The following is a 24,231-nucleotide window of genomic DNA, read 5'->3' on the forward strand; positions in this document are numbered from 1 at the left end:
GCGGGATAATAGCAAACCTGTGCGGTTTTAGAGCATGTCCCGGTTTTGCATGAATATCGCTCATGTTGGTACAGGGATCAGACCGGTAGAATCGCGGCGTTTTTCAAGATTGGGACCAGGGATATGTCTTATCGCGTCATCAGCATGGTTTTGCTGTTTTTAAGCTGGGGCGCCGCCGCGCAGGATCCGGCCATTTCCTCTGCCATTTCCTACAGTCGCGACATTCAACCGATCTTCACCGAAAAGTGTGTGGCCTGCCATGCCTGCTATGACTCCGCCTGTCAGCTCAACCTGGGCAGTGGCGAAGGGGCTGCCCGTGGCGCGACCAAGATCCCGGTCTACGACGGCGAGCGCCGCCAGGCTGCCGCGCCGACCCGGCTGTTTTATGACGCCTTCGGTAAAGGCGCCTGGCAGCAAAAGGACTTCTATTCGGTGCTCGATGCTCAGGGCAGTCAGGCCGCGTTGATGGCGCGGATGCTTGAGCAGGGCCACAAAACCCCCTTGCAACCCAACGCCAGGTTGCCGGAGGACATCGTCCTTGGACTGAACCGGGACAACATGTGCGCCCTGCCGGCCGAGTTTGACGGCTACGCCAAATCACATCCCAAAGAGGGCATGCCGCTGGCGGTCACCGGCCTGACCGACCAGCAATACCAGACGCTCCAGCGCTGGCTCGCGTCCGGCGCGCCGATTGACGAGCAAGGTCTTGTACCGAGCGCCAAAGAGGCGTTGCAGGTGGTGCAGTGGGAAAACCTGCTCAACGCACCGGGCGCACGGCAAAGCCTGGTGGGGCGTTGGTTGTTCGAGCATTGGTTTCTCGCTCATCTGTATTTCAAGGACGGCGAGCCGGGGCATTTCTTTCAGTGGGTGCGTTCGCGCACGCCGACCGGCCAGCCTATCGATCTGATCAGTACACGCCGCCCGAATGACGATCCGGGCACTCAGGTGTATTACCGCTTGTGGCCGGTGCAAGGCGTGATTGTGCAGAAGACCCACATCACCTACCCGTTGAGCGCGGCGAAGATGGCTCGGATCAAAAGTCTCTTCTATAACGGCAACTGGCAGGTCAACGCCTTGCCGGGCTACGGGCCGGAGCGTCGGGCCAATCCGTTCACCACGTTCGAGGCGATCCCGGCCCAGGCGCGTTATCAATTCATGCTCGATAACGCCGAATACTTCGTCCGTACGTTTATTCGCGGCCCGGTGTGCCGCGGCCAGATCGCCACCGACGTGATCCGCGATAACTTCTGGGCACTGTTCCAGGCGCCTGAACACGACCTCTACATCATCGATCCGAACTACCGCGGCCAGGCCACGCCGTTGTTGGCGATGCCGGGGCAGAACGACGATGTCGGCAGCGTCCTGAGCCTGTGGCATGACTACCGCGACAAGCGTAACGAGTACGAGGCGTTGCGCCGTGACAGTTACGCCGATGCGCCGGCGCCGAGCTGGTCGACCTTATGGGCCGGTAACGATAACGCCTTGCTGACGATCTTCCGGCATTTTGACAGTGCCTCAGTGAACAAAGGCCTGATCGGTGACGTGCCGCAAACGATGTGGTTGTTCGACTTCCCGCTGCTGGAGCGCACCTATTATCAGTTGGCGGTCAACTTCGACGTGTTCGGCAACGTCTCCCATCAGGCGCAAACGCGCCTGTACTTCGACCTGATCCGCAACGGCGCCGAGCAGAACTTCCTTCGCCTGATGCCAGCCGACTCGCGGGACGACTACCTCGACGACTGGTATCAGAGCGGCGGCAAATTCAAGATGTGGCTGGACTACGAGGCCATCGACAACGACAAACCGACGGCACTGGTACTGGACGAAAAGGACCCGAAACGCGACTTCGCCCTGCAGTTGCTGGCCCGTTACGGCGACCTCAACGCCAAGCCGGATCCGATCAACCGTTGTGACGGTGCTTATTGCTCGCGGCCGAACATAGATCCGGCCTTGCAGAGCGCCGAACAGGCGTTGAGTCGCCTGACTTCGCGTCCGGCGGCCGGACTGAAGGTTATCGATCAGTTGCCGGAAGCGACCCTGCTGCGCATCGAAACCGCGGGCGGAAAGCGTGAGGTTTACAGCCTGCTGCGTAACCGGGCGCACAGTAACGTCGCGTTCCTGCTCGGTGAATCCCTGCGGTATCAGCCAGGGCTCGACACATTGACTATTTATCCGGGCGTGCTCAGCAGCTATCCGAACTTCATGTTCAACATTCCAGCCGAGCAAGTGCCTGAGTTCGTGGACGAGATGGATAACGCCAAGGACGCCAATCGGTTTGAAAAAATCGTCGAGCGCTGGGGGATTCGCCGCAGCCATCCGCAGTTCTGGTTCTACTTCCATGACCTGAGCCGGTACGTCCATGAGACCGAACCGGTGGAAGAGGGCGTGCTGGACATGAACCGGTACGAGAATCTTTGAGTCCGACCGCTTCCTCCTGTAGGAGTGAGCCTGCTCGCGATAGCATCCTTACAGTCAGCATCGATTTTGCTGCACTGACGCCATCGCGAGCAGGCTCACTCCTACAGGGGATCTCCGTTTCTTTCCCGACAAAAATACTAGGACTTTGTACGGCGCGATGATTGGCGTAAACTGCGCCCAAGCCTGCGAGGAGTTTCCATGACCGCTATTACCATTACCGACGCCGCCCACGATTATCTGGCTGATCTGCTCTCCAAGCAGAACACCCCAGGCATCGGCATCCGCGTCTTTATCACCCAGCCTGGCACCCAGTACGCCGAAACCTGTATTGCTTATTGCAAGCCGGGCGAAGAAAAACCCGAAGACACGGCGCTGGGGCTCAAAAGCTTCACCGCTTACATCGACTCGTTCAGCGAAGCGTTCCTGGACGATGCGGTAGTCGACTACGCCACCGACCGTATGGGCGGCCAGCTCACCATCAAGGCGCCAAACGCCAAAGTACCGATGGTCAGCGCCGACAGTCCGGTCAATGAGCGTATCAATTATTACCTGCAAACCGAGATCAACCCGGGGCTGGCCAGCCACGGCGGTCAGGTCAGCCTGATCGATGTGGTCGAAGACGGCATCGCCGTGCTGAAGTTCGGCGGCGGTTGCCAGGGCTGCGGTCAGGCAGACGTTACCTTGCGCGAAGGCATCGAGCGCACCTTGCTCGAGCGCATTCCCGAGCTCAAGGGTGTTCGTGACGTCACCGACCACACGCAGAAAGAAAACGCCTACTACTAAGTAAGGTGTTCGCTGCAGACAAAAAAAACGGCGCCCCGTGAACGCCGTTTTTTTATGGGCGATACAAATGCGCATGCCCCGCGCGGTACAACGACGACTCACTGAAGTGATCACTGCCCAAAACCCGGCCCACCAAAATCAACGCCGTGCGCCGAAACCCCTTGGCTTCAACCTTCGCGGCAATGTCTTCAAGCGTCCCCACCACCCAATCCTGATCCGGCCAGGTCGCCCGGTGAATCACCGCGATCGGGCAATCCGCGCCGTAATGCGGCAGCAATTCGGCCAGGATTTTCTCCAGATGATTGACCCCCAGATGGATCGCCATGGTCGCCCTGTGCTGCGCCAGGCTGCCGAGCTCTTCGCCGGCGGGCATCGCGGTCTTGTCGGCATAGCGGGTCAGGATCACGCTTTGCGACACGTCCGGTAACGTTAGTTCCGCGCCCAACAGTGCCGCGCAGGCCGCCGTGGCCGTGACGCCGGGAATGATTTCAAACGGGATGTCGAGTTCGCGCAGGTAGCGGATCTGCTCGCCAATCGCACCATAAAGACTCGGGTCGCCAGAGTGCACCCTGGCCACGTCCTGGCCATTGGCATGGGCGGATTTGATCAGCTCGATGATTTGTTCCAGGTGCAATTCGGCGCTGTTGACCACCTGTTCGGCGCGATGGCCTTCCAGCACGGCGGCGGGCACCAGGGAGCCGGCATAGATGATCACCGGGCAGCTGCGAATAAGCCGTTGGCCTTTGACGGTGATCAGTTCCGGGTCTCCGGGACCTGCGCCAATGAAGTAGACGGTCATCGTCGGTTCCTGTGAGAAAAAGGGGCTGGGCAAGACTTCAGATGAAGATTGCTCATGATCAAAGACGGGGATTATCGGGGATTTTATGCAGCGCCGGCCAATGCCAAGGTGGCTTGGGCATATTTTTGTCGTGAAATCAGCAATTTTGCCGGTGCCTGGGCCAGGTGTTCGGCCAGGGCCAGGGCGGCACTTTCCGCGACGCCGTAGCAGCCGGTGCGTTCGAACGCGATGTCCGAGCGGTGGCTGAGTTGCGGTTGATAACCGGCCAATTGTTCGCTGCTGAAGTACATCAACGGTAACTCAAGCTGTTTGGCCAGTTCGATCAAGCCAGGCTCTTCGCGCTTCAGGTCGATGCTGGCTAGGGCCTTGATCTGGTGAAGTTCGATTTTATGAGCCTGTAACGCCTGATCGAGAAGCGCCCGCAGCGTGCTGACAGGGCAGCCGCGCTGGCAGCCCAGGCCGACCACTAACGTCGGCGCTGTGCTGATCTCAGTCATGCGTGGTATTGACCATCGCTTTTGCGGCGGAACAACCAGGCACTGATCAGGCCCAGGGCCAGCCAAAATGCCACGTTGGTCACCTGCGAAGCGATTTTGAACTGAGCTTCCAGGGCTTGCGGAGCCAGCATCGAGTGGACTTCCGGTTGTGGTGCGCCGATCACGTGAGGAACGGCCAGGATTGCCACGCCGAGCACTTTCATCAGCCAGTGACGGCTGAACACGATCAATGCGATGCCGACCGCGGTGGAGGCGGCCGTGCCGATCCACCAGATCTGCCGCTGCGCCAAATCAGCCGCGGCAGTGCCCGGCAGCTCAGGCGGCAGACCGAGGGTCGGTGCCAGCACGAACGTCGCGTAACCGGCCAAACCCCAAAGCAGGCCTTGGGAGGTTTTGGTCGGTGCGCGCACGGTGTAGAGACCGGCGAGCATCAGGGCGAAACCGACAGCGACCACGAGGTTGCCACCTGTAGTGGACAGCACGCGCTGCCAGCCGTCTTCCGGTTCCCAGGCTTCAGCATCGTGGGTGTGAGCGGCGACAGCACCTGCGGCGTGTTCGTGAACTTCAACAGCGGCGGGCTCGGATTTTTCGTAAGCCTCGGCTTGCAAAATCAGTGGAGCCACCCAGAAGCTTTGCAGCAGGGTCAGCAACAGGGCGGCCAGCAGCCCGGTGAACCCTGCGGTTTGCGCAATACGCTTGATCATGTCGGCAGGTCTCAATGGCACGGGAATGCGGAGCTGTGGCGGGTATCGTGAGCGGCGTTGTGCACCGCTTCGATGTGCGAGAAACCGGCGAAATACACAAGGCTAGCACCCAGGATCGACGCGCACAGGGCGACGGTCAGGCGTTGAGTCAGGGTATTGGTGCTGCTGGCGGTGCTCTTATCGGTGTTGCTGCCGGTACTGCTGATGATCGACATGGCGCTTCCCTCTGGTCTGTCAGCGGGTGATATAGAGCGCATGGAAGATCCCTGCGAGTCGGGCACGCAGAGGTTCAAACAGCGCCCGCCCACCGCGGGTTTGTTATTCAGTGAGCGTAATGGTCACTTTGTGTTGCGGGCCGGTCTCCGGGCTCACGAGGGGCACTGGCTTTCGCCTTGACCTGCAAGCATCACCTTCCCATGCCGAACTGCTGGCACAGTGGATCTGACGCTTCGCTCGCTTACCGTTGCGGGGGCAGCACCGGACTGACATGACTTTAGAGTAAAGCACATGATTCACCGGTTTCCCGTTTCACCCTGTGAAGGGCACCCGTAACAAGGCGTGTAGGAGAGCATGGGCGGGGGTTGGGCGTCAATTGGCAAGGGTTCTCGTTTGAGTTGATCGCGGGCGGCATGCTCAGTGATTGACCCGCCCCCACACGATGCGTAGCCTTGCGCTTTCGAGGTTCTTCGGCGTCTGCCGAAGCTAAGAAGGGAACGCGGTCGATGCCGCGGCTGCCCCCGCAACTGTGAACGGTGATGTTCGCTGCCACGCCACTGCAAACCCTGTGCAACGGGTTCGCGGGAAGGCGCAGTGAATGCCAGGCCCACAAGCCCGGCACACCGTCAGCCAGGAGACCTGCCTCGACACAGATTCTCACTACAACCGGGCGGGGTGATCCGGTGGCGAACTCTTCCGCGCGCGCATCCGTCGCAGCGATTGTCGTCCCGTATGCCCGCCACCTTGCCAAAGGGCATCCGATGAAAACACTGGCCAAACTCCCCGTCACCATCGTTACCGGCTTCCTCGGCTCGGGCAAAACCACCTTGCTGCGGCACATGCTCGACAACGCTCAGGGCCGTCGCATTGCGGTGATCGTCAACGAGTTCGGCGAGCTGGGCATCGACGGCGAAATCCTCAAGCAGTGCTCCATCGGTTGCACTGAAGAAGAAGCCAACGGCCGCGTCTACGAACTGGCCAACGGCTGCCTGTGCTGCACCGTTCAAGAAGAATTCTTCCCGGTGATGCGCGAGTTGGTCGCCCGTCGCGGCGACCTCGACCACATCCTCATCGAAACCTCAGGCCTGGCCCTGCCAAAACCGCTGGTGCAAGCCTTCCAGTGGCCGGAAATCCGCAGCGCCTGCACCGTTGACGCGGTCATCACCGTGGTCGACAGCCCAGCGGTCGCCGCCGGCACCTTCGCGGCGTTCCCGGACCAGGTCGATGCCCAGCGCAAACTCGATCCGAACCTGGACCACGAATCGCCGCTGCACGAGCTGTTCGCCGACCAACTGGCCAGCGCCGACCTGGTGATCCTCAACAAGGCCGACCTGATCAGCCCTGAAGACCTGGCCCGTGTACGCCTGGAAGTCGCTGAAGAACTGCCGCCAGCGGTGAAAGTCATCGAAGCCAGCAGCGGTCGTCTGCCACTGGACGTGCTGATCGGCCTCGGTGCCGGTTCTGAAGAACACATCGACAGCCGTCACAGCCATCACGATCACCACCACGAAGGTGAAGACGATCACGACCACGATGCCTTCGACTCCATCTCCATCGAACTGCCTCAAGCCGACGAAAGCCTGCTGCTGGATGCGCTGACCCAATTGGTGGTCCAGCACGGCATTCTGCGCGTCAAAGGTTTTGCGGCGATCCCGAACAAACCGATGCGCCTGCTGATCCAGGGCGTGGGCACACGTTTCGACAAGCATTTCGACCGTCAGTGGGGCACCGATGAAGCGCGCACCACGCGTTTGGTTTTGATCGGTCAGGAGCTGGACGCCACTCTGCTTGAAGCGCAATTGCGCGCTGCGCTCAGCGTTTAAGCCATGCACCTGCTCAGGACCCAGCCCGGCGGTTTCGTGTCGGATGACAACATTGCCGACCTTGGGCAAACCCCCGCCGAGCTGGTGATCCTGTGCAGCGGCGACTCCAGCCTCGCGCTGCTCGCCGAAGCCGCACAGCAGTTGCCCGACGATTACCCGAGCGTGCGCCTGGCTAACCCGATGCAGGTGCAGAACCACGCGTCGGTCGACTTGTATGTCGACGAAGTGCTGCGCCATGCCAAGGTGATTCTGATTTCGCTGCACGGCGGCATCGCCTATTGGCGTTACGGCGTCGAGCAACTGGTGCAACTGTCGGAGCGCGGCGTGCAACTGATTCTGGTGCCCGGCGATGACCGCCCGGACCCCGAACTCGGCGAGCTGAGCACGGTGGCTGCCTGCGACCGCGATCGACTCTGGCAGTTTCTGCGTCAGGGCGGTATGAGCAATGCCCTGGATTTCTTCCGCTGCCTCGCCAGTCGTTGGCTGGGCCGCGACTACGCCTGGGCCGAGCCACAAACCCTGCCACGCACGGCGATTTACCACCCGAAAAAAAGCCCCGCGGAGCTGAAGGATTGGCAAGCCGAATGGCAGGCCGGTCAACCGGTTGCGGCGGTGCTGTTTTACCGCTCGCACTTGCAGGCGGCCAACACCGGCTTCATCGATATTTTCTGCCAGCGTTTGCAGGCGGCAGGGTTAAACCCTTTGCCGATTGCCGTGGCCAGTTTGAAAGAACCCGGCTGCCTGACGGTGGTCGAGGACCTGTTGGACGAAGTCGAAGCCGGCGTGATTCTCAACACCACCGGTTTCGCTCAATCCAGCCCCGAAGCGCCGCACTTGCGACCGTTTCGTCGCAACATTCCAGTGATCCAGGCGATCTGTGCCCAGGACAACGAACCCGGTTGGCGCGCCAGCGAACAAGGCCTCGGTCCGCGTGATCTGGCGATGCACATCGCGCTGCCGGAACTGGACGGGCGGATCATCAGCCGACCGATCAGCTTCAAAGACCTGGCCTGGCGCAGCGAGCGCAGTCAATCCGATGTGGTCTGCTATCGGCCACAACCGGAGCGCATGGATTTTGTCGCCGAACTGGCGCGGCGCTGGATTGATCTGGCGCGGGTGCCCAACGCTGAAAAACGCATCGCGCTGATCCTCGCCAACTACCCGACCCGCGACGGTCGCATCGGCAATGGCGTGGGCCTCGACACCCCGGCGGCGGCGCTGAACATCCTGCGTGCGCTGCATAAAGAAGGTTATCCGCTGCCGGCCGAATTGCCTGATAGCGGCACCGCGTTGATCCAGCAGTTGCTCGGTGGCGTCAGCAACGACCTCGACACCCTCGACCAACGTCCGTGTCATCAAAGCCTGTCGATGGACGACTACAACCTGATGTTCAACGCCTTGCCCGAGGCCAACCGCCAGGCCGTGCTGGAACGTTGGGGTACGCCGCAAAGCGATCCGATGTGCCGTGGCGGGCGAATGATGATCGCCGGGCTGCGCTTTGGCCTGACCTTCGTCGGCATTCAACCGGCGCGGGGTTATCAGGTAGACCCGAGCGCGGTGTATCACGACCCCGACCTGGTGCCGCCTCACGGTTACTTGGCGTTCTATTTCTGGTTGCGTAACACCTACGGCGCCCACGGTGTGATCCATGTCGGCAAGCACGGCAACCTCGAATGGTTGCCGGGCAAGGGCGTCGGGCTTTCTGAGAATTGCTGGCCGGATGCGCTGCTCGGGCCGTTGCCGAACATCTATCCGTTCATCGTCAACGATCCGGGCGAGGGCGCCCAGGCCAAGCGCCGTACGCAGGCGGTGATCATCGATCACCTGATGCCGCCGCTGACTCGCGCCGAAACTTACGGCCCGTTGCGCAACCTCGAATTACTCGCCGACGAGTATTACGAAGCGCAATTGCTCGATCCGCGCCGTGCCCGGGAATTGCAGCGCGACATCCTGCAACTGGTGCGCGATACACACATCGACCGCGAACTGCAACTGGACAAAAAACTCGACAGTGATGCCGATGCGGCGATCTGGTTGCCGCGTCTGGACACGTATTTGTGCGACTTGAAAGAGTCACAGATCCGCGACGGCCTGCATGTGTTTGGCGAGTCGCCGACCGGGCGCTTGCGCATCGACACCTTGCTGGCGTTGTTGCGTATTCCGCGTGGAGATGGACGTGGGGCGCAATCGAGTCTGCTGCGAGCCTTGGCCAAGGCGTTCACGTTGGGCTTCGATCCGCTGGATTGTGCGCTTGCTGAGCCTTGGATCGGGCCGCGTCCGATTGAACTGCAAACCCTCACCGATGAAGCCTGGCGCACGGCAGGTGATACCCGCGAACGTCTGGAACTGTTCGCCACGCACCTGATCGAGCAAGCCTTGGTTACTGAGGTTGAGCAGCTGAACGCGCCAGGATGGTCAGAGGTGAAAGCCATCATCGATAGCCTGCGTGAAGTCGTCGCTCCAGGACTGGACGCCTGCGGCCCGGCGGAAATGCGCGGTCTGCTCGACGCCCTCAGCGGCCGCTTCGTGCCGGCCGGCCCCAGCGGTGCGCCGAGTCGCGGTCGACTCGACGTGCTACCGACCGGTCGCAACTTCTACTCGGTGGACGTGCGTAACCTGCCGACCACCACCGCATGGCGTATCGGTTTCCAGTCGGCCAACCTGATTCTTGAACGACACCTGCAAGACCACGGCGATCACCTGCGTCAGCTTGGCCTGTCGGTGTGGGGCACCGCGACCATGCGCACCGGCGGCGACGACATCGCCCAGGCCATGGCGCTGATGGGCGTGCGCCCGGTCTGGGCCACGGGCAGTCAGCGAGTCGACGACTTCGAGATTCTGCCGCTGAGTCTGCTGGACCGTCCGCGGGTGGACGTGACCTTGCGCGTCTCCGGATTCTTCCGCGATGCCTTTGCCAATCTGATCCGCCTGTTCGACGCCGCCGTGCAAGCGGTCGCCGCCCTCGACGAGCCGGACGACCTCAACCCCTTGGCTGCCAAGGTGCGTGCCGAGCGCGAAGCGTTGGTGCAATCGGGGCTGGATGAAGAGGCGGCCAAGCGTCAGGCCGGTTGGCGCATCTTTGGCGCCAAACCCGGTGCTTACGGCGCGGGCGTGCAGGGCGCCATCGACGGTCGTCTGTGGCAAAGCCGCGAAGACCTGGCCGAGGTCTATCTGAACTGGGGTGGCTACGCTTACGGCGGCTCTGACGAAGGCACCGCAGCGCGAGAGCAGTTCGCTCAGCGCCTGAGCCAGGTTCAGGCAGTGCTGCAAAACCAGGACAACCGTGAACACGACTTGCTCGATTCCAACGACTATTACCAGTTCCAGGGCGGCATGCTCGCGGCGGTGGAAAGCCTCAGTGGTGAAGCCGCGGCCAGTTACCATGGCGATCACAGTCAGCCGGACTTGCCGAAGATCCGCACGTTGAAGGAAGAGCTGAACCGGGTGATTCGCTCACGGGCAGCCAACCCGAAGTGGATCGACGGCGTGAAGCGCCACGGCTATAAAGGCGCGTTTGAACTGGCGGCGACGGTTGATAACCTGTTCGCTTTCGACGCTACAACGCAGCTGATCGACGATCACCAGTATGCGTTGCTGGCGGATGCGTATTTGCTGGATCCGGCGACCCGGGATTTTGTCCGTGAGCATAATCCGCATGCGTTGCGCGACATGACTGAGCGGATGCTTGAGGCGCAGCAGCGGGGGATGTGGAAGGAGCCGGGTGAGTACCGAGACGCATTGGAAAATTTGTTGCTCGATATAGAAGAAGACAGTTAGTGCGCTCCCACAGGTATGAGGTTTGCCTGTGAATTGCACTGATGTAACTACCGACCATGACCGAGATTTAAAAATGACCGAGACCCCCCATTTTCCCCTCTCCGCCGTGGTCGGCGCCGACGATCTCAAACTCGCCCTCTACCTGACCGCCATCGACCCGAAAATCGGCGGCGTTCTCATCGAAGGCCCCCGCGGCATGGCCAAGTCGACCCTGGCCCGGGGCCTGGCGGATCTGCTGGCCAGCGGCCAATTCGTGACATTGCCGTTGGGCGCCACCGAAGAGCGACTGGTCGGCACCCTCGACCTGGACGCCGCCCTGAGCGAGGGTCGCGCACAGTTTTCCCCCGGTGTGCTGGCCAAGGCCGACGGCGGCGTGCTCTACGTCGATGAGGTCAATTTATTGCCCGATCACCTGGTGGACCTGCTGCTGGATGTGGCCGCTAGCGGCACCAACCTGATCGAACGCGACGGTATTTCCCATCGGCATTCGGCGAAGTTCGTGCTGATCGGCACCATGAACCCGGAAGAGGGTGAGCTGCGTCCGCAATTGCTCGACCGCTTTGGCCTGAACGTCGCCCTCAGTGGCCACACAGCACCGACCGAGCGCGGCCAAATCATCCGGCGACGGCTGGATTTCGACAGCGATCCCCAGCGCTTCTGCGCCGAATGGGAAAGCCAACAGCAGTCTCTGCGCGAACGTTGCCAGAAGGCGCGCAGCGCGCTGGCAAGCATCCCGCTCGACGATCATGCGCTGGCGCAGATTACCGAGCGCTGCTTTGCCGCCGGTGTCGATGGCTTGCGGGCCGACCTGGTCTGGTTGCGCGCGGCGCGTGCCCACGCTGCGTGGCGTGGGGCGAGCACCATCGCCGAGGAAGATATCGACGCCGTCGCCGAGTTTGCCTTGCGCCATCGCCGCCGCGAGCCATCGCCACCGGCACCGCAACAAAGTCAGCCTCCCTCTACGCAACATTCGAACCCGAGCGAAGGCGAGGGCCAATGGGGTGAAATGCCCGCTCAGGCGCTCCCGGTCGGCGCACGCCGTGACGTGCCGAGCTGGCCAAAAAAGCCCTAGGCATTCGCCCTCGATCTGATGCGGGGGCGAATGCCAGACCCCGCGCCGGACGACTGGACAATGGCAAACAGGGTAAACGTCACGCGGCGCGCAGCGGCTCGATCAATTGGCCCGGCACCTTGTTAAATGGCCGCCCGCGTCAACGCGCCGATGTCTTGTTTCACCTGCGCACCCGTTCGCCCCACGAACTGTGGTTGGTGATCGTCGACGCCTCGGCTTCGACTCGTCGCCAACAGGCGTTGAGCGATGCCAAGGGCTTGCTCGCGCAACTGTTCGACGATGCCTATCGCCAGCGTGCGCGCCTGGCGTTGCTCACGGCCAGTGGTCATGTGCCGAAATGGCAAGTGCAAGGGTTGAAAGCCTCCGCCGGGTTACGCAATTGGTTAGATGGGCTGGGAGCGGGCGGTGGTACGCCGTTGCTGGCAGCGCTGGGTGAGGCGGGGCGCTGGCTGGCGGTCAGGCAGAAGCGTTTTCCGGCGGAACATCAGCGTATGTTGCTGGTGACCGATGGCCGATTGAAGGACTGGTCGATGTTGCCGGGGCTTGATTGTCCGGGGTTACTGATCGACATCGAACGCGGGCCGATTCGGCTTGGACGGGCTAAGGTGATCGCTACCGAGTTGCAGGCCGAATATCGACATATCGATGATATGGAGTGAGCCGAAAAAATCACAGGAGTGAGTCATGCGCGTTCTAGCCGTCAACGATCAGGATGATTTCCGCGTCAAGGCCTACGCCGGCACCAATGGCGTGCTGTTGGCCATGGACCTGGCCGAACCCCGCCGCAAAGGCCTCTTGGGTTTCGCCATCGAAAAACAGCAAGGCCCCAAGCCTTGGCTGTTCCTGTTCAACAGACTGACCTTCCCCGGCAAGGTGCATACGTTTCCCCAGTTTCATGCCACCCCCAGCGATATCGCGCCATTACAGAAATTTCGCTGGGCCGATTACGCGGTCAATCCGGGGATGACGATCCATTACCGAATCCACCTGGCCTACGGCAGCGTTGATACACCGCAACTGGGTGAATTCCTGGAAGTGACGGTCACCTCCGACAATGGTCAGCCGAATAACCAAAGTGTGATCTTCAATCGCGCAGTGGCCGCCAGCCAGGCGTTCCAGCGCAAGTTTCCCGAGCTCGACGCGCTGATCAGCGCCAACAAGAACCTGCCCATCGAAGCCTGGCCGGATGCCCCGCGGCAATGGCTGGAAAACGGTTTGCTCGGGCGTTTGCTGGGGTTTATCGAGCGTGCGGTGGATGGCCAGTGGGCGCTGGACATTGCCATCTACGAGTATGAATTGCAGGCCATTGTCGATGCGGTCAATGCCGCGTTCGAGCGTGGGGTAAACGTTCGCGTGCTCTATCACGCCCAACCGGGCGATGAGGACACCGCCATGAACGAGGCCAGCCTGGAAAAAATCCCGGCAGAGAACAAGCGTGGGCGGGTCACCCACAACATCTTCCATAACAAATTCATGGTGCTGAGCCGGCTCGACACGGCGGGGCAGCGTCAACCCGAAGCGGTGCTTTGCGGCAGCACCAATTTCACGCCCAACGGCGTTTACCGCCAGGCCAACGTGGTGCATGTGCTGGACGACACACGCGTCAGCGTCAGCTATCTGCACACCTTCGAGCAGGTCTGGGCTAACCCGGCGGATGTCGGTGCCACCCGAAACTGGATCACGCAAAATAACCCGATGGATTCGCTGCAGCCGATGTTCGCCGGTTTCTCTCCGCGCTCGGGCAGAGGGGATCTGCATGCGTTCGTCGAGATAATCAACGCGGCGAAAAAGGACGTGCTGTTCGTCACCGCGTTCGCCTTGCCCGACGACATCCTGAACGCCTTGCTCGGCCTGCCCCACGACGACATTTTGCGTTACGGGCTGCAAAACACCGCCAGCCGTATCACCGGTTTCCACGCCGACCGCTCCGCCGAATTCGCCGCCACCGCGCTGCTCAACACCGGGCTGGAAGGCTGGCTCCGAGAGAACATGAAAGGCCAGAAGGGCAACCTGCTGGTGCACACCAAAGCCGTGGTAACAGATTTCACCAGCGATGCGCCGACAATCATCAGCGGCAGCCATAACCTCAGCGCCGCGGCCAGCAATGGCAATGACGAGAACTACCTGATCATTCGCGGTGATACCGATCTGGCAGACCGTTATGGTCTGGAACTGCTGCGGTTCTACGAGCTTTACCGCTTTCGCTACTTCGCCAAAAAACTCGCGCTCAAGCAGGTCCATCCGTTGGCAGCGGATGACAGCTGGACCGATGACTATTACCTCGATGGAGATTTGCGTCAGCTATCCAGATTGCGTTTTTCCGGACGGTAAACACACTCGCGGGGCAGACGCCCCAATGTGGGAGCGAGCCTGCTCGCGAAGGCCGCCTTCCAGTCAACAATGATGTTGTCTGACACTCCGCCTTCGCGAGCAGGCTCGCTCCCACATTGGATCTTCGACTACTGGATTACTTCATTCCCATCGCCTGCCGGTACTGACGAGTACGCCGGGCGATGTACACGCGGTCGAGGATCAACGCCCATAGCGCCGAAACATCGGGACGGGTCTTGCGCCCACGGCTCAGGCGATTGAGCTGGAACTTCACGACGGCCATGCTTGCCAGTGCCGCCAGGGGTTTGCGCTGCCAGCGAATCGGCGGCAGTTGCGGATGACTGTTCTGACCTTCGCGCCAGCGTTTGACCAGTTGAGGTTCAATCGCCAGTGCTGTGCCGATCCCGGCCATGGCGATGCCGCTGTCGAGCACTTGTTCGACGATCGCCAGGCGTCGAATTCCGCCTGTCACCATCCCCGGCATGTTCGCCACACGGGCCAATTCCCCGGCCATCTCCAGAAAGTACGCTTCACGCGCCAGGGTCCGGCCATCCCGGGCTTCGCCTTGCATGGCCGGGGCTTCGTAGCTGCCGCCGGAGAGCTCCAGCAGATTGATCGATTGATCGTTGAGCCACTGGATGACTTGCCGGGCACCGTCGGCATCGAAACCGCCGCGCTGGAAATCCGCCGAGTTGAGCTTCACCGCCACGCAAAACTGCGGCGACACAGACTTGCGCACGGCGCTGACTACTGCCAACAACAAGCGCGCGCGATTTTCCAGAGAACCACCCCAGCGGTCGGTCCGGCGGTTGGTCAAGGGCGAGAGGAATTGGCTGATCAGATAGCCGTGCGCGGCATGGGTTCGGGCTCGGCAAACATCTTCGAGAACCCACCCAGATCCAGCGCCACTGCGGATGGCGCCCAAGCTTGCTGGCCGAGGTTGGCCATGGTCTGACGGCCGGGATGATTGAGCTGCATCCAGCACCACACCGCCGGGGCCGGTCATGGCGCGGCGGTCGATCATCACGTTGCCCGTCAGCAACAGGCCGGCCTCGCCTTCGGCCCACGCCTGATACAGCCGGAACAAGGCCTCTGCAGGTGCCTGCCCGCTGTCAGCGAGGTTCTCTTCCATCGCGGCTTTGGCGATGCGGTTGCCGATGGTCTGGCCGTGGGCAAATTCAACGCGTCGCGCATTCGGTTTTACGAGGCTCAGGGTTTGATTCGGCAGGTGGAGCTCCGGGTCAACGGTTACCGGCATTATCCCGACCAAGCGTTGCAAGCCCTGAAGATCATCCTTTGCGCCCAGCAGGCCGGGTTCAGCCTGGAAGAGGTGAAGCAGTTGTTGCCGGACAGCGCGACCGGTGCGTTCAAGCAAGACGAACTGCTGGCGGGTATTGGCGAGGTTCAAGCCTTAGCGCCGATAGCTGCGGTCGACGGAGCGGGGATCGGATTGCGCATCAGCGTGCCCACCACCAGCGCACCCAACAATGCCAGCAAACCTGCAACCCAAAGCAGCAGACTAAAGCCACCGACGAAGGCTTGCCGGGCCAACGGTTCGACCACGGTGCGCGCGGTTTCCGGCAACAGGCCCATCGCCGCCGTCATGTCACCGGCCACCACCCGCGAGGCGATGCCCTGGGTTTGGCCGAGCCATTGCGCACCTTGTGCCGTCAGGCTCGTACGCAACAGCAGCTCGGTATGACTGGACAGCAACGCACCGAACACGCCGATGGCCAGCACGATTGCGCTGAAGCGCATGGTGGTGCTCATGCCTGAGGCCATGCCAGTGCGCTCCCGTGGCACGCAGGCCATGATGTTCTTTTGCGTATCGCCGTTGAGCAGCCCGGCACCGGCGCCCGTCACGGCAATCGCCAGGGCGAAGGGCAGGTAACCGCCGCTGCTGACCGCCCAGGCACTGAGCAGATTGCCGCTGCCGACCAGGGTCAAACCGGCGGCCATCAATGTGGCGGGGGCAAATCGACGCGCCAGACGTACGCCGATGCGCGGGCAAATCAGCATGGTCAGGGCAAACGGCAACATCCCCAGACCTGAAGCGATGGCCGAGAAACCCAGGCCGTTTTGCAGGTAGAACGGCAGCAGGGTCATCATCACCTGGGCGCAGCCGGCGTAGGCAAACATGCCCAATAGCGCGCCGATGAAACGCGGATGCTTGAACAGTTGCAGGTCAACCATCGGCCGCCGCTGCATCCGTTCAATCACCACGAACAGCCCCAGCAACAGGGCGCCGCCGATCAGCCGAGCGTAGGTCAGCGGGTTGCTCCAGCCGATCCGGTTCGCCTCGATCAGGCCCCAGATCAGGCACAGCAAACTCGCACTGAACGCCAGGCTGCCCCAGGGGTCGAGGCGTGCGGACTGAGTGTCGCGGGACTCCGGCACGGCGCGCCAGACCATCACCATCAGGAACACTCCGACGGGCAGGTTAAGGTAGAAAATCCAGCGCCAGCCCATGTATTCGGTGATCAGCCCGCCGACTGTCGGCGCGGCGGTCATCGCCACCCCCATGCATGCCCCCCAGAACGCCCAGGCCTTGGCCCGCTCCACTTCATCGTGAAAGGAGTGGCCGATGGAGGCGAGGGCCGAGGTCAGCAGCAAGGCCGCGCCGACACCCTTGATCGCCCGGGCGATGTCGAGGAACAGCGCATTGGGCGCGGCACCGCAACCGATGGACGCGAGGATGAAAATGGCCAGCCCACAGAGCAGGGTTTTCTGTCGACCGAAGCGGTCGGCGATGCTGCCAGCCGGCAACAAAAGGGCGGCGAAGGCCAGCATGTAAGCGCTGACCACCCATTCGATGTCGGCAAAGTTTGCGCCCAGGTCGCGGGCGATCGTAGGCAGGGTGACGGCGACAATGTTGGTGTCGAGGACAATCAGCGAGCAAACGCCTGAGGCTGTGAGTAATGTCAGGCGCGGGCTCACCTTGGGTTTGACGGGCATAGCAACGTTTCTCTACTGTGAAAGTCAGTGCAGCTTATCGTCTGTTGACGCTTCCCTTGTTAGGCGTGCCTTGTCACTTCATTACCTTTGAGCTAACGCACCCATGGACATACGGCATTTCCGCTATTTTCTGGCCGTTGCCCGGCAAGGCAACTTCACCCGCGCCGCCGAACAACTCGGTATCGCACCGCCGACTTTGACTCGACAGATTCAGGACATGGAGAACGAACTCGGCACGAGGTTGTTCGTGCGCCAGACACGTGAAGTCAGCCTGACCGAGGCCGGCGCCGCGCTGGTGATCGAAGCCGAGGCGACGGTGCGGCAATTCGAATACGCTCAGTACAACGCCCAGCGTGCCGGGCGCGGGGATATTGGCCATATCGAACTGGGTTACGTGGCTTCGGCGGTGTATTCGGGCTTGCTGCAGAAACAGGTGCAAGCCTTCAGCCGCGAGTGTCCTGACGTCAGCCTGAACGTACGGGAAAGTCCCATGGCGTCATTGCCGATGATGGTGGTCGAGGGGCGTTTCGATATTGGCTATGTCCGCTCACCCATGACCCTGCCTGAAGGCCTGGAAGCCATTCGCCTGGACGCAGAAGGCTTTGTGCTGGCACTGCCGACCGAGTCCTGGCTGTGCCGTCTGCCAGAAATTGGTCCGGAACATTTGCAGAACGAGACGTTCATCCTGCCGGAGCAAATCAGCGGCACCTTGCAAGTCGCCGCCGAAGGCGGATTTGCGCCGAAACTGGGGGCGCAACCGGGTGGGCTGGTGGCAGTCATTGCGTTGGTGTCGTTGGGGCAGGGTGTTGCCGTCGTGCCCGAATCAGTGGTTGGCCACGTGGGTTTGCCCGGTGTGTTGTACCGGGCAATCAAAGGTTGCGAGGCGAGTTCGTGGTTGTCGTTGATTTATCGTCGGTTCGAGAAGTCCGCGGCGGTCGCCAGGTATATAGATCAGGTCAAAAATCGCTAAGCGCAAAAGCTTCGCGAGCTAACAGCAAACCCGCCGATTCAACTGCCGGGTTGCGCGAGGCACAGTGCGCAACCTTCGCAGGGTCTGGCGCAACCACGCCAGATCGTGAACCTGTTTACGGTTCACCGTTGCCGGTTTCACCTTGCCGATATGCCTGGCGAAGTCTTCCTGCAAGGTTTGCTCAGTGCCAATTCCCTTGAGCTTCTTCAGCAGCTTCCCATCCTTGTAAAACAGCACGGTCGGAGTGCCGGTGACGTTCGGGTGGCGGGGGGATTCGCTGGTATTGAGCATGTAAATCTGCGCGTGATGCCGATACGGCTCGGCGATCTGGCGAAAGATCGGTCCAGCCATTTCGCAGGCTGGACAGTGCTGACTGCCGAAGTACAGGATCACCGGGCGCCAGGTTTTCAGGGCCTTGCGGTAGACCGGGGCTAGCGGTGCAGGGGTGGTTATCGAGCTCATTGAAATCTCCGTCTTCAAAATGGGCACGTGTTGTAGCGGTGAAGGGGCTGGTTGCCAGATGGCTGGCTACCAGTTGGTCAGCCTTCAACGTTGCTCGAGTCGCACATCATCGAAATACGATCCAAAAGTGTCGAATGGACCATCGTTTGCTTCCAGCTTGATCGACACTTTGTTGGTGCCTGCCGGTACAGTGAAGTCTACGAAGTGCGCGCTCCAGGGGGTGCCACCGCCGATAGCGAGGCGTCGCATCTCCCATGATGGATGCAGCAAAACTTGTGCTGTGCAGGCGCAGCCTCGCTCTGTTTTCATTTTCACGGAAAAACGGAACTCGCCCTCGCTGGCGATCGTAACGTCCTGAGTGATCAGGCTTGGTGCCTGCAAGACACAACAACCGTCTTCATAGCGGGCTTTCTCCGGTGGATTCGGTGTCCAGTGCTGGCCTTCTTCTGTGAAATCACCATTGAGCAGCAAATTAGCGGTAGAGGATTGTTGAGACATGTGAAAACTCCTGTAAGTGGTTTGTCAAAAACCGCAAGCCCAGCCAATCGCGTGTGAGGGAAGGTTTGAGCGGTTGCACGGATTGAGCGCTCATAACCCGCGGTCCACAACTGTCATATCTGACAGGTCAACTCTGAAAACCGATGAACGGTCATCAATTGGTAGCCTGGCGCATTAGTGCGAACGGGCAGGCATGCGCCGTTTCTTTATGGTGCGCCACGCACCTTTTGTGGCCTTGCTACTCATGGGCGTAGCCCGCGGTAGCAGCCTCGCCGCGGTCGATGGCGCGCAGTATTCAGGTCAGATTTTTCTATCCTCTTGAATTAATAGCCTTTTCGGATCCACGAAGATTTTCCGTCAATCCTGTGGCACACTTTCTGCTGTGTATTCCGTTGTTACATACCAATATCCGGTATAGCGGAATAAACATCACCCTGGAGTGCTTGCCATGCATCGCCGACCTTCCTTGTTTAAAGCGTGTGTTTTTGTTCTCGCGGCTTCGGCTGCTGTCATGGGTGTGGCCCAGGCGGCGGACAGCAAGCTCGATAGCGTGCTGGCCCGCGGGAAACTGATTGTGGGCACGGGCAGTACCAACGCGCCGTGGCACTTCCAGGCAGCGGACGGCAAGTTGCAGGGTTTTGATATCGATATCGCGCGGATGGTGGCCAAGGGGTTGTTCAACGATCCGAGCAAAGTCGAGTTCGTGGTGCAGTCGTCCGATGCGCGGATTCCCAACCTGCTGACCGACAAGGTCGACATGAGCTGTCAGTTCATCACCGTGACGGCCAGCCGTGCCCAGCAGGTGGCATTCACGCTGCCGTACTACCGCGAAGGCGTCGGCCTGCTGTTGCCGGCCAACAGCAAGTACAAGGAAATCGAAGACCTCAAAGCCGCCAACGACAGCGTGACTGTGGCGGTGCTGCAGAACGTGTACGCCGAAGAACTGGTGCATCAGGCCTTGCCCAAGGCCAAGGTCGATCAGTACGACAGCGTGGACCTGATGTATCAGGCGGTGAACTCCGGCCGTGCCGACGCCGCGGCCACCGATCAGTCCTCGGTGAAATACCTGAAGGTGCAGAACCAGGGGCGCTATCGCAGCCCGGCTTATGCCTGGAGCCCGCAAACCTACGCATGCGCGGTCAAGCGCGGCGACCAGGACTGGCTGAACTTCGTCAACACCGCATTGCATGAAGCCATGACCGGCGTTGAATTCCCGACCTACGCCGCCTCCTTCAAGCAGTGGTTCGGTGTCGATCTGCCGTCGCCAGCCATCGGTTTTCCCGTCGAATTCAAATGATCCCGTGAGAGCGGGGCGGTTCCGATCGCCCCGTTCAAGGTACTGCTGACCATGAACTATCAGTTGAATTTTGCCGCCGTGTGGCGCGATTTTGACAACTTGCTGGCGGGGCTCGGTCTGGGTCTTGAGCTGGCGCTGGTGTCGATCGCCATCGGCTGCGTGATCGGCCTGCTGATGGCGTTTGCTTTGTTGTCGAAGCACCGCGCGTTGCGGGTGCTGGCGTCGGTGTATGTGACGGTGATCCGTAACACGCCGATTCTGGTGTTGATTCTGTTGATCTACTTTGCCTTGCCCAGTCTTGGGATCCGTCTGGACAAGATCCCGTCGTTCATCATCACCCTGTCGCTGTATGCCGGGGCCTATCTGACCGAAGTGTTCCGCGGCGGGCTGTTGAGCATTCCCAAAGGCCAGCGCGAAGCGGGGTTGGCGATCGGTTTGGGCGAGTGGCAGGTCAAGGCGTACGTCACCGTGCCGGTGATGCTGCGCAATGTACTGCCGGCCTTGTCGAACAACTTCATTTCGCTGTTCAAGGACACCTCTCTGGCCGCGGCGATTGCCGTGCCGGAGCTGACCTATTACGCGCGCAAGATCAATGTCGAGAGCTACCGGGTGATTGAAACCTGGATGGTGACCACCGCACTCTATGTGGCGGCCTGTTACCTCATTGCCATGATGCTGCGTTACCTCGAGCAGCGTCTGGCGATTCGCCGATAGGAGGCCCACATGTACGAATCCCCCAGTTGGTTACATGAGTTATGGGTGGCACGGGAAGTCCTGTGGCAAGGCTTTATGACCAGTGTGCAGGTCTCGGCCCTGGCGATTTTGTTGGGCACGATGCTCGGCATCGTCGCGGGTCTGGTGCTGACCTACGGCAAGTTCTGGATGCGCGCACCGTTTCGGTTTTACGTCGACATCATTCGCGGCACGCCCGTGTTTGTATTGGTGCTGGCCTGCTTCTATATGGCGCCGGCGCTGGGCTGGCAGATCAGTGCCTTTCAGGCTGGTGCATTGGGGCTGACGCTGTTTTGCGGCTCCCACGTCGCCGAGATTGTGCGCGGCGCGTTGCAAGCACTGCCCAGTGGTCAGATGGAAGCGAGCAAGGCCATCGGCCTGACGTTTTATCAAGCACTCGGTTACGTGCTGTTGCCTCAGGCGTTGCGGCAGATCTTGCCGACCTGGGTCAACTCGTCCACCGAGATCGTCAAGGCCTCCACGCTGCTGTCGGTGATCGGTGTCGCCGAGTTGCTGCTCAGTACGCAGCAGATCATCGCCCGGACCTTCATGACCCTCGAGTTTTACCTGTTCGCCGGATTTCTGTTTTTCGTCATCAACTACGCCATCGAATTACTCGGCCGGCACATTGAAAAGCGGGTGGCCTTGCCATGACTCAACCTTCGCTCTCTAACGTAAAAGATGCTCAAAACGATCAGGCCCTGCTGGACATCCGCGGCCTGCAAAAACAATACGGCCAGCTCGAAGTGCTCAAGGGCGTCGACCTGACGATGCAGCGCGGCAACGTCGTGACGCTGATCGGTTCCAGCGGCTCGGGCAAGACCACGCTGCTGCGTTGCGTGAACATGCTCGAAGAGTTCCAGGGCGGGCAGATCATGCTCGATGGCGAGTCCATCGGTTATGACGAGATCAACGGCAAGCGCGTGCGTCACCCGGAAAAAGTTATCGCCCGGCATCGGGCCATGACGGGCATGGCGTTCCAGCAGTTCAACCTGTTTCCGCACCTCACGGCGTTGCAGAACGTCACCCTCGGTCTGCTCAAGGTCAAAAAGCTGCACAAGGATGAAGCAGTGGCCCTGGCGGAAAAATGGCTGGAGCGGGTTGGCTTGCTGGAACGCCGCGATCACTTCCCCGGTCAGTTGTCCGGTGGTCAGCAGCAGCGTGTGGCGATTGCCCGTGCGATTGCGATGAACCCGAGCCTGATGCTGTTCGACGAAGTCACTTCGGCCCTCGATCCGGAACTGGTAGGCGAAGTACTGAGTGTGATCAAAGGCCTGGCCGAGGACGGCATGACCATGCTGCTGGTGACCCACGAAATGCGCTTTGCGTTTGAAGTCTCGGACAAGATCGTCTTCATGAATCAGGGGCGGATCGAAGAGCAGGGGCCACCCAAGGAACTGTTCGAACGCCCGCAATCACCGCGTCTGGCGGAATTTCTCAAGAACACGCGCTTTTGACCTATCACTTTTCAATCAGGAGAAACACTCATGAGCATTACTCGTTACGGCACCGGCAGCACCGCCGGTGGCGGCCAGCCCCGTCCTTTCGCCCGCGCCGTTGAAGCCGATGGCTGGCTGCATGTGTCCGGACAAGTACCGGCGCTGGATGGCGAAATCATTGTGGGTGGCATCGTCGAACAGACTCACCAGACCATGAAGAACCTGATCGCGATTCTCGAAGAGGCCGGTTATGGCCTGGAAGATGTGGTGCGCACCGGTGTGTGGCTGGAAGACCCGCGGGATTTCTGGAGTTTCAACAAAGTGTTTTCCGAATACTTCAAAAGTGAACACGCACCGGCCCGGGCCTGTGTGCAGGCGAACATGATGGTCGATTGCAAGGTCGAGATTGACTGCGTCGCGTACAAGAAAAAGGCCTGAGATTTGCGGTGGTTTTGATGGCCATCCCTCACCCTAACCCTCTCCCGGAGGGAGAGGGGACTGATATGTATCGATGCAGGTAAAGGGGTTTAACACATACTTCTGTATCGACACGGTCAGGCGCCCTCTCCCCTCTGGGGAGAGGGCGGGGGGTGAGGGGTGGATCTGACTGACACCACCATCTCGGCCAGTTAATATCCCGGCGACTTTGAATGGGAACACAGACATGACCGAAGACACCATCAAGCGCCGGGCTCGCGGTCTGGACCGGGCGTTCGATATCCTCGATTTTCTCAAGGAAGTCGGCAAGCCCCTGCGCCCGAACGAAATTGCCAGCGGCATTGGCAGCCCGAAATCCACGGTCTACGAATTGGTTGCCTCCCTGCTGGAGCGACGGATTCTGGAGGCCGTGGGCAAGGACGGTCACGTCTACCTCGGCCGTCAGCTGTACTTCCTCGGGCAAGCGCATTTACGCCATTTCGACCTGACCCGCGAGGCCGATCATGCCTTGCAGGAGATCGTCAGCCAGACCCGCGAAACCGCGCAGATGTGCCTGCTCAACGGACGAAAATACACCGTGGCCTTGATGAAAGAGGGCGAGCGGCATTTCCGCATTTCCTCGGACATCGGCGAGAACGCGCCGATCCCCTGGACCGCTTCCGGGCGCCTGCTGCTGGCGCACTTGAGCGACCAGGAAATCGTCGATCTGATTGATCACGACGACTTCATCCTGCCCAACGGTGAATGCCTGCCGCTTGAACAGTTTCTCGGTGAAATCCGTCAGGCCGCTATCGATGGCTTTTTCTCCTTCGATAGCGTCGCGGACACCTTTACCCATTGCTTCGCCGCCCCGGTCAAAGACCCGAACGGTGTGGCCATTGCAACCCTGTGCATCGTCGCCCCAAGGGCCGATGCCAAGAACAATTACAACGACTACCGCCGGGTGCTGATCGACAGTGCCAACAGCCTGGCCCGTCGCATCAGTGAATAACAGCGGCTGCCTGCGGCCGCGAATGTGAG

21 protein-coding genes, 2 pseudogenes and 2 riboswitches are annotated in these 24,231 nt (G+C 60.6%); of the genes and pseudogenes, 15 read left to right on the top strand and 8 right to left on the bottom strand.

Going from position 1 to position 24,231, the window contains the following annotated elements; translation table 11 throughout:
* Positions 1 to 123 precede the first annotated feature (123 nt).
* Positions 124 to 2,418 (top strand): fatty acid cis/trans isomerase, encoded by a 2,295-nt coding sequence (locus QFW87_RS11845; protein WP_283190574.1) that lies wholly within the window; start codon positions 124 to 126, stop codon positions 2,416 to 2,418.
* A gap of 198 nt (positions 2,419 to 2,616) precedes the next feature.
* A complete protein-coding gene (gene nfuA / locus QFW87_RS11850; protein ID WP_008150988.1) occupies positions 2,617 to 3,201 on the top strand; it encodes a Fe-S biogenesis protein NfuA in 585 nt (194 codons plus the stop codon).
* Between the two features lie 52 nt (positions 3,202 to 3,253).
* Here the strand turns inward: nfuA and cobM are convergent, their stop codons facing one another.
* The 4 genes from cobM to QFW87_RS11870 all read right to left on the bottom strand — a co-directional run bounded on the left by cobM (position 3,254) and on the right by QFW87_RS11870 (position 5,416).
* Positions 3,254 to 4,000 carry a precorrin-4 C(11)-methyltransferase gene (cobM, locus tag QFW87_RS11855; RefSeq protein ID WP_283180480.1) on the bottom strand — a complete coding sequence of 249 codons (747 nt, stop codon included), beginning with the start codon at positions 3,998 to 4,000 and terminating at the stop codon, positions 3,254 to 3,256.
* A gap of 83 nt (positions 4,001 to 4,083) precedes the next feature.
* Positions 4,084 to 4,497 carry a cobalamin biosynthesis protein gene (locus tag QFW87_RS11860; protein WP_283180479.1) on the bottom strand — a complete coding sequence of 138 codons (414 nt, stop codon included), beginning with the start codon at positions 4,495 to 4,497 and terminating at the stop codon, positions 4,084 to 4,086.
* Positions 4,494 to 5,201 carry a CbtA family protein gene (locus tag QFW87_RS11865; RefSeq protein WP_283190575.1) on the bottom strand — a complete coding sequence of 236 codons (708 nt, stop codon included), beginning with the start codon at positions 5,199 to 5,201 and terminating at the stop codon, positions 4,494 to 4,496. The genes QFW87_RS11860 and QFW87_RS11865 overlap by 4 nt, the downstream gene beginning before the upstream one ends.
* A gap of 11 nt (positions 5,202 to 5,212) precedes the next feature.
* Positions 5,213 to 5,416: a CbtB domain-containing protein gene (locus QFW87_RS11870; RefSeq protein ID WP_283190576.1), complete on the bottom strand. Its 204-nt coding sequence runs from the start codon at positions 5,414 to 5,416 to the stop codon at positions 5,213 to 5,215.
* A 120-nt stretch (positions 5,417 to 5,536) separates the two neighbouring features.
* A riboswitch (cobalamin riboswitch) is annotated at positions 5,537 to 5,766 on the bottom strand.
* A gap of 97 nt (positions 5,767 to 5,863) precedes the next feature.
* A riboswitch (cobalamin riboswitch) is annotated at positions 5,864 to 6,079 on the top strand.
* A gap of 99 nt (positions 6,080 to 6,178) precedes the next feature.
* Here QFW87_RS11870 and cobW point away from each other — a divergent pair.
* The 5 genes from cobW to QFW87_RS11895 all read left to right on the top strand — a co-directional run bounded on the left by cobW (position 6,179) and on the right by QFW87_RS11895 (position 14,420).
* On the top strand, positions 6,179 to 7,240 hold the full coding sequence (gene cobW / locus QFW87_RS11875; RefSeq protein WP_283190577.1) for a cobalamin biosynthesis protein CobW: 1,062 nt from the start codon (positions 6,179 to 6,181) through the stop codon (positions 7,238 to 7,240).
* 3 nt (positions 7,241 to 7,243) lie between these two features.
* A complete protein-coding gene (gene cobN / locus QFW87_RS11880; protein WP_283190578.1) occupies positions 7,244 to 11,017 on the top strand; it encodes a cobaltochelatase subunit CobN in 3,774 nt (1,257 codons plus the stop codon).
* A 73-nt stretch (positions 11,018 to 11,090) separates the two neighbouring features.
* A complete protein-coding gene (locus QFW87_RS11885) occupies positions 11,091 to 12,089 on the top strand; it encodes an AAA family ATPase (RefSeq protein ID WP_283180475.1) in 999 nt (332 codons plus the stop codon).
* 2 nt (positions 12,090 to 12,091) lie between these two features.
* The gene (locus QFW87_RS11890) at positions 12,092 to 12,748 is read left to right on the top strand and encodes a VWA domain-containing protein (RefSeq protein ID WP_283190908.1); all 657 of its coding nucleotides are present in this window, start codon (positions 12,092 to 12,094) and stop codon (positions 12,746 to 12,748) included.
* A 25-nt stretch (positions 12,749 to 12,773) separates the two neighbouring features.
* Complete coding sequence (locus QFW87_RS11895; RefSeq protein ID WP_283190579.1) at positions 12,774 to 14,420, top strand: phospholipase D-like domain-containing protein; 1,647 nt, start codon at positions 12,774 to 12,776, stop codon at positions 14,418 to 14,420.
* Positions 14,421 to 14,556: 136 nt separating this feature from the next.
* Here the strand turns inward: QFW87_RS11895 and QFW87_RS11900 are convergent.
* A pseudogene (locus QFW87_RS11900) lies at positions 14,557 to 15,633 on the bottom strand (HisA/HisF-related TIM barrel protein).
* On the opposite strand from QFW87_RS11900, the pseudogene QFW87_RS11905 reads away from it, so the two are divergent.
* Positions 15,583 to 15,819: pseudogene (locus tag QFW87_RS11905) on the top strand (MerR family transcriptional regulator); the annotation flags it as partial. The pseudogenes QFW87_RS11900 and QFW87_RS11905 sit on opposite strands and share 51 nt — an antisense overlap.
* Before the next feature lie 5 nt (positions 15,820 to 15,824).
* On the opposite strand, the gene QFW87_RS11910 reads toward QFW87_RS11905, so the two are convergent.
* Positions 15,825 to 17,375, bottom strand: coding sequence for an MFS transporter (locus QFW87_RS11910; RefSeq protein ID WP_283190580.1), 1,551 nt, complete (start codon positions 17,373 to 17,375; stop codon positions 15,825 to 15,827).
* A 103-nt stretch (positions 17,376 to 17,478) separates the two neighbouring features.
* Here QFW87_RS11910 and QFW87_RS11915 point away from each other — a divergent pair, with 103 nt between their 5' ends.
* Positions 17,479 to 18,345, top strand: a complete 867-nt coding sequence (locus tag QFW87_RS11915) for a LysR substrate-binding domain-containing protein (protein WP_283180470.1) — start codon at positions 17,479 to 17,481, stop codon at positions 18,343 to 18,345.
* An 18-nt stretch (positions 18,346 to 18,363) separates the two neighbouring features.
* Here the strand turns inward: QFW87_RS11915 and QFW87_RS11920 are convergent, their stop codons facing one another.
* Both QFW87_RS11920 and QFW87_RS11925 read right to left on the bottom strand, forming a co-directional pair.
* The gene (locus tag QFW87_RS11920) at positions 18,364 to 18,807 is read right to left on the bottom strand and encodes a thioredoxin family protein (protein WP_283190581.1); all 444 of its coding nucleotides are present in this window, start codon (positions 18,805 to 18,807) and stop codon (positions 18,364 to 18,366) included.
* A gap of 84 nt (positions 18,808 to 18,891) precedes the next feature.
* Positions 18,892 to 19,305 (bottom strand): hypothetical protein, encoded by a 414-nt coding sequence (locus tag QFW87_RS11925; RefSeq protein ID WP_283180468.1) that lies wholly within the window; start codon positions 19,303 to 19,305, stop codon positions 18,892 to 18,894.
* 448 nt (positions 19,306 to 19,753) lie between these two features.
* On the opposite strand from QFW87_RS11925, the gene QFW87_RS11930 reads away from it, so the two are divergent.
* From QFW87_RS11930 to QFW87_RS11955, 6 genes are all read left to right on the top strand, one after another.
* On the top strand, positions 19,754 to 20,602 hold the full coding sequence (locus QFW87_RS11930) for a transporter substrate-binding domain-containing protein (RefSeq protein WP_283190582.1): 849 nt from the start codon (positions 19,754 to 19,756) through the stop codon (positions 20,600 to 20,602).
* A gap of 51 nt (positions 20,603 to 20,653) precedes the next feature.
* Entirely contained in the window at positions 20,654 to 21,316 is a 663-nt protein-coding gene (locus QFW87_RS11935) for an amino acid ABC transporter permease (RefSeq protein ID WP_283180466.1), read from the top strand.
* 9 nt (positions 21,317 to 21,325) lie between these two features.
* Positions 21,326 to 21,988, top strand: coding sequence for an amino acid ABC transporter permease (locus tag QFW87_RS11940; protein ID WP_283190583.1), 663 nt, complete (start codon positions 21,326 to 21,328; stop codon positions 21,986 to 21,988).
* Positions 21,985 to 22,791 carry an amino acid ABC transporter ATP-binding protein gene (locus tag QFW87_RS11945; protein WP_283190584.1) on the top strand — a complete coding sequence of 269 codons (807 nt, stop codon included), beginning with the start codon at positions 21,985 to 21,987 and terminating at the stop codon, positions 22,789 to 22,791. Before QFW87_RS11940 ends, QFW87_RS11945 begins: the two co-directional genes overlap by 4 nt.
* 30 nt (positions 22,792 to 22,821) lie before the next feature.
* Positions 22,822 to 23,211: a RidA family protein gene (locus QFW87_RS11950; protein WP_038982964.1), complete on the top strand. Its 390-nt coding sequence runs from the start codon at positions 22,822 to 22,824 to the stop codon at positions 23,209 to 23,211.
* A gap of 226 nt (positions 23,212 to 23,437) precedes the next feature.
* Positions 23,438 to 24,202 carry an IclR family transcriptional regulator gene (locus QFW87_RS11955; protein WP_283180463.1) on the top strand — a complete coding sequence of 255 codons (765 nt, stop codon included), beginning with the start codon at positions 23,438 to 23,440 and terminating at the stop codon, positions 24,200 to 24,202.
* The last annotated feature ends 29 nt before the right edge of the window (positions 24,203 to 24,231 follow it).

The sequence above is a fragment of the Pseudomonas sp. PMCC200344 genome (genome assembly GCF_030053095.1).
Classification (GTDB): Bacteria; Pseudomonadota; Gammaproteobacteria; order Pseudomonadales; family Pseudomonadaceae; genus Aquipseudomonas; species Aquipseudomonas svalbardensis.

Bases quoted from the DNA above. Each gene is read 5' to 3' on its own strand.
- QFW87_RS11940 (WP_283190583.1), top strand. From the start codon at position 21,326: ATGTACGAATCCCCCAGTTGGTTACATGAGTTATGGGTGGCACGGGAA.
- QFW87_RS11895 (WP_283190579.1), top strand. From the start codon at position 12,774: ATGCGCGTTCTAGCCGTCAACGATCAGGATGATTTCCGCGTCAAGGCC.
- QFW87_RS11950 (WP_038982964.1), top strand. From the start codon at position 22,822: ATGAGCATTACTCGTTACGGCACCGGCAGCACCGCCGGTGGCGGCCAG.
- QFW87_RS11860 (WP_283180479.1), bottom strand. From the start codon at position 4,497: ATGACTGAGATCAGCACAGCGCCGACGTTAGTGGTCGGCCTGGGCTGC.
- cobW (WP_283190577.1), top strand. From the start codon at position 6,179: ATGAAAACACTGGCCAAACTCCCCGTCACCATCGTTACCGGCTTCCTC.
- QFW87_RS11935 (WP_283180466.1), top strand. From the start codon at position 20,654: ATGAACTATCAGTTGAATTTTGCCGCCGTGTGGCGCGATTTTGACAAC.
- QFW87_RS11920 (WP_283190581.1), bottom strand. From the start codon at position 18,807: ATGAGCTCGATAACCACCCCTGCACCGCTAGCCCCGGTCTACCGCAAG.
- QFW87_RS11845 (WP_283190574.1), top strand. From the start codon at position 124: ATGTCTTATCGCGTCATCAGCATGGTTTTGCTGTTTTTAAGCTGGGGC.
- QFW87_RS11865 (WP_283190575.1), bottom strand. From the start codon at position 5,201: ATGATCAAGCGTATTGCGCAAACCGCAGGGTTCACCGGGCTGCTGGCC.
- QFW87_RS11955 (WP_283180463.1), top strand. From the start codon at position 23,438: ATGACCGAAGACACCATCAAGCGCCGGGCTCGCGGTCTGGACCGGGCG.
- cobM (WP_283180480.1), bottom strand. From the start codon at position 4,000: ATGACCGTCTACTTCATTGGCGCAGGTCCCGGAGACCCGGAACTGATC.
- cobN (WP_283190578.1), top strand. From the start codon at position 7,244: ATGCACCTGCTCAGGACCCAGCCCGGCGGTTTCGTGTCGGATGACAAC.
- QFW87_RS11945 (WP_283190584.1), top strand. From the start codon at position 21,985: ATGACTCAACCTTCGCTCTCTAACGTAAAAGATGCTCAAAACGATCAG.
- nfuA (WP_008150988.1), top strand. From the start codon at position 2,617: ATGACCGCTATTACCATTACCGACGCCGCCCACGATTATCTGGCTGAT.
- QFW87_RS11930 (WP_283190582.1), top strand. From the start codon at position 19,754: ATGCATCGCCGACCTTCCTTGTTTAAAGCGTGTGTTTTTGTTCTCGCG.
- QFW87_RS11885 (WP_283180475.1), top strand. From the start codon at position 11,091: ATGACCGAGACCCCCCATTTTCCCCTCTCCGCCGTGGTCGGCGCCGAC.
- QFW87_RS11910 (WP_283190580.1), bottom strand. From the start codon at position 17,375: ATGCCCGTCAAACCCAAGGTGAGCCCGCGCCTGACATTACTCACAGCC.
- QFW87_RS11915 (WP_283180470.1), top strand. From the start codon at position 17,479: ATGGACATACGGCATTTCCGCTATTTTCTGGCCGTTGCCCGGCAAGGC.
- QFW87_RS11870 (WP_283190576.1), bottom strand. From the start codon at position 5,416: ATGTCGATCATCAGCAGTACCGGCAGCAACACCGATAAGAGCACCGCC.
- QFW87_RS11925 (WP_283180468.1), bottom strand. From the start codon at position 19,305: ATGTCTCAACAATCCTCTACCGCTAATTTGCTGCTCAATGGTGATTTC.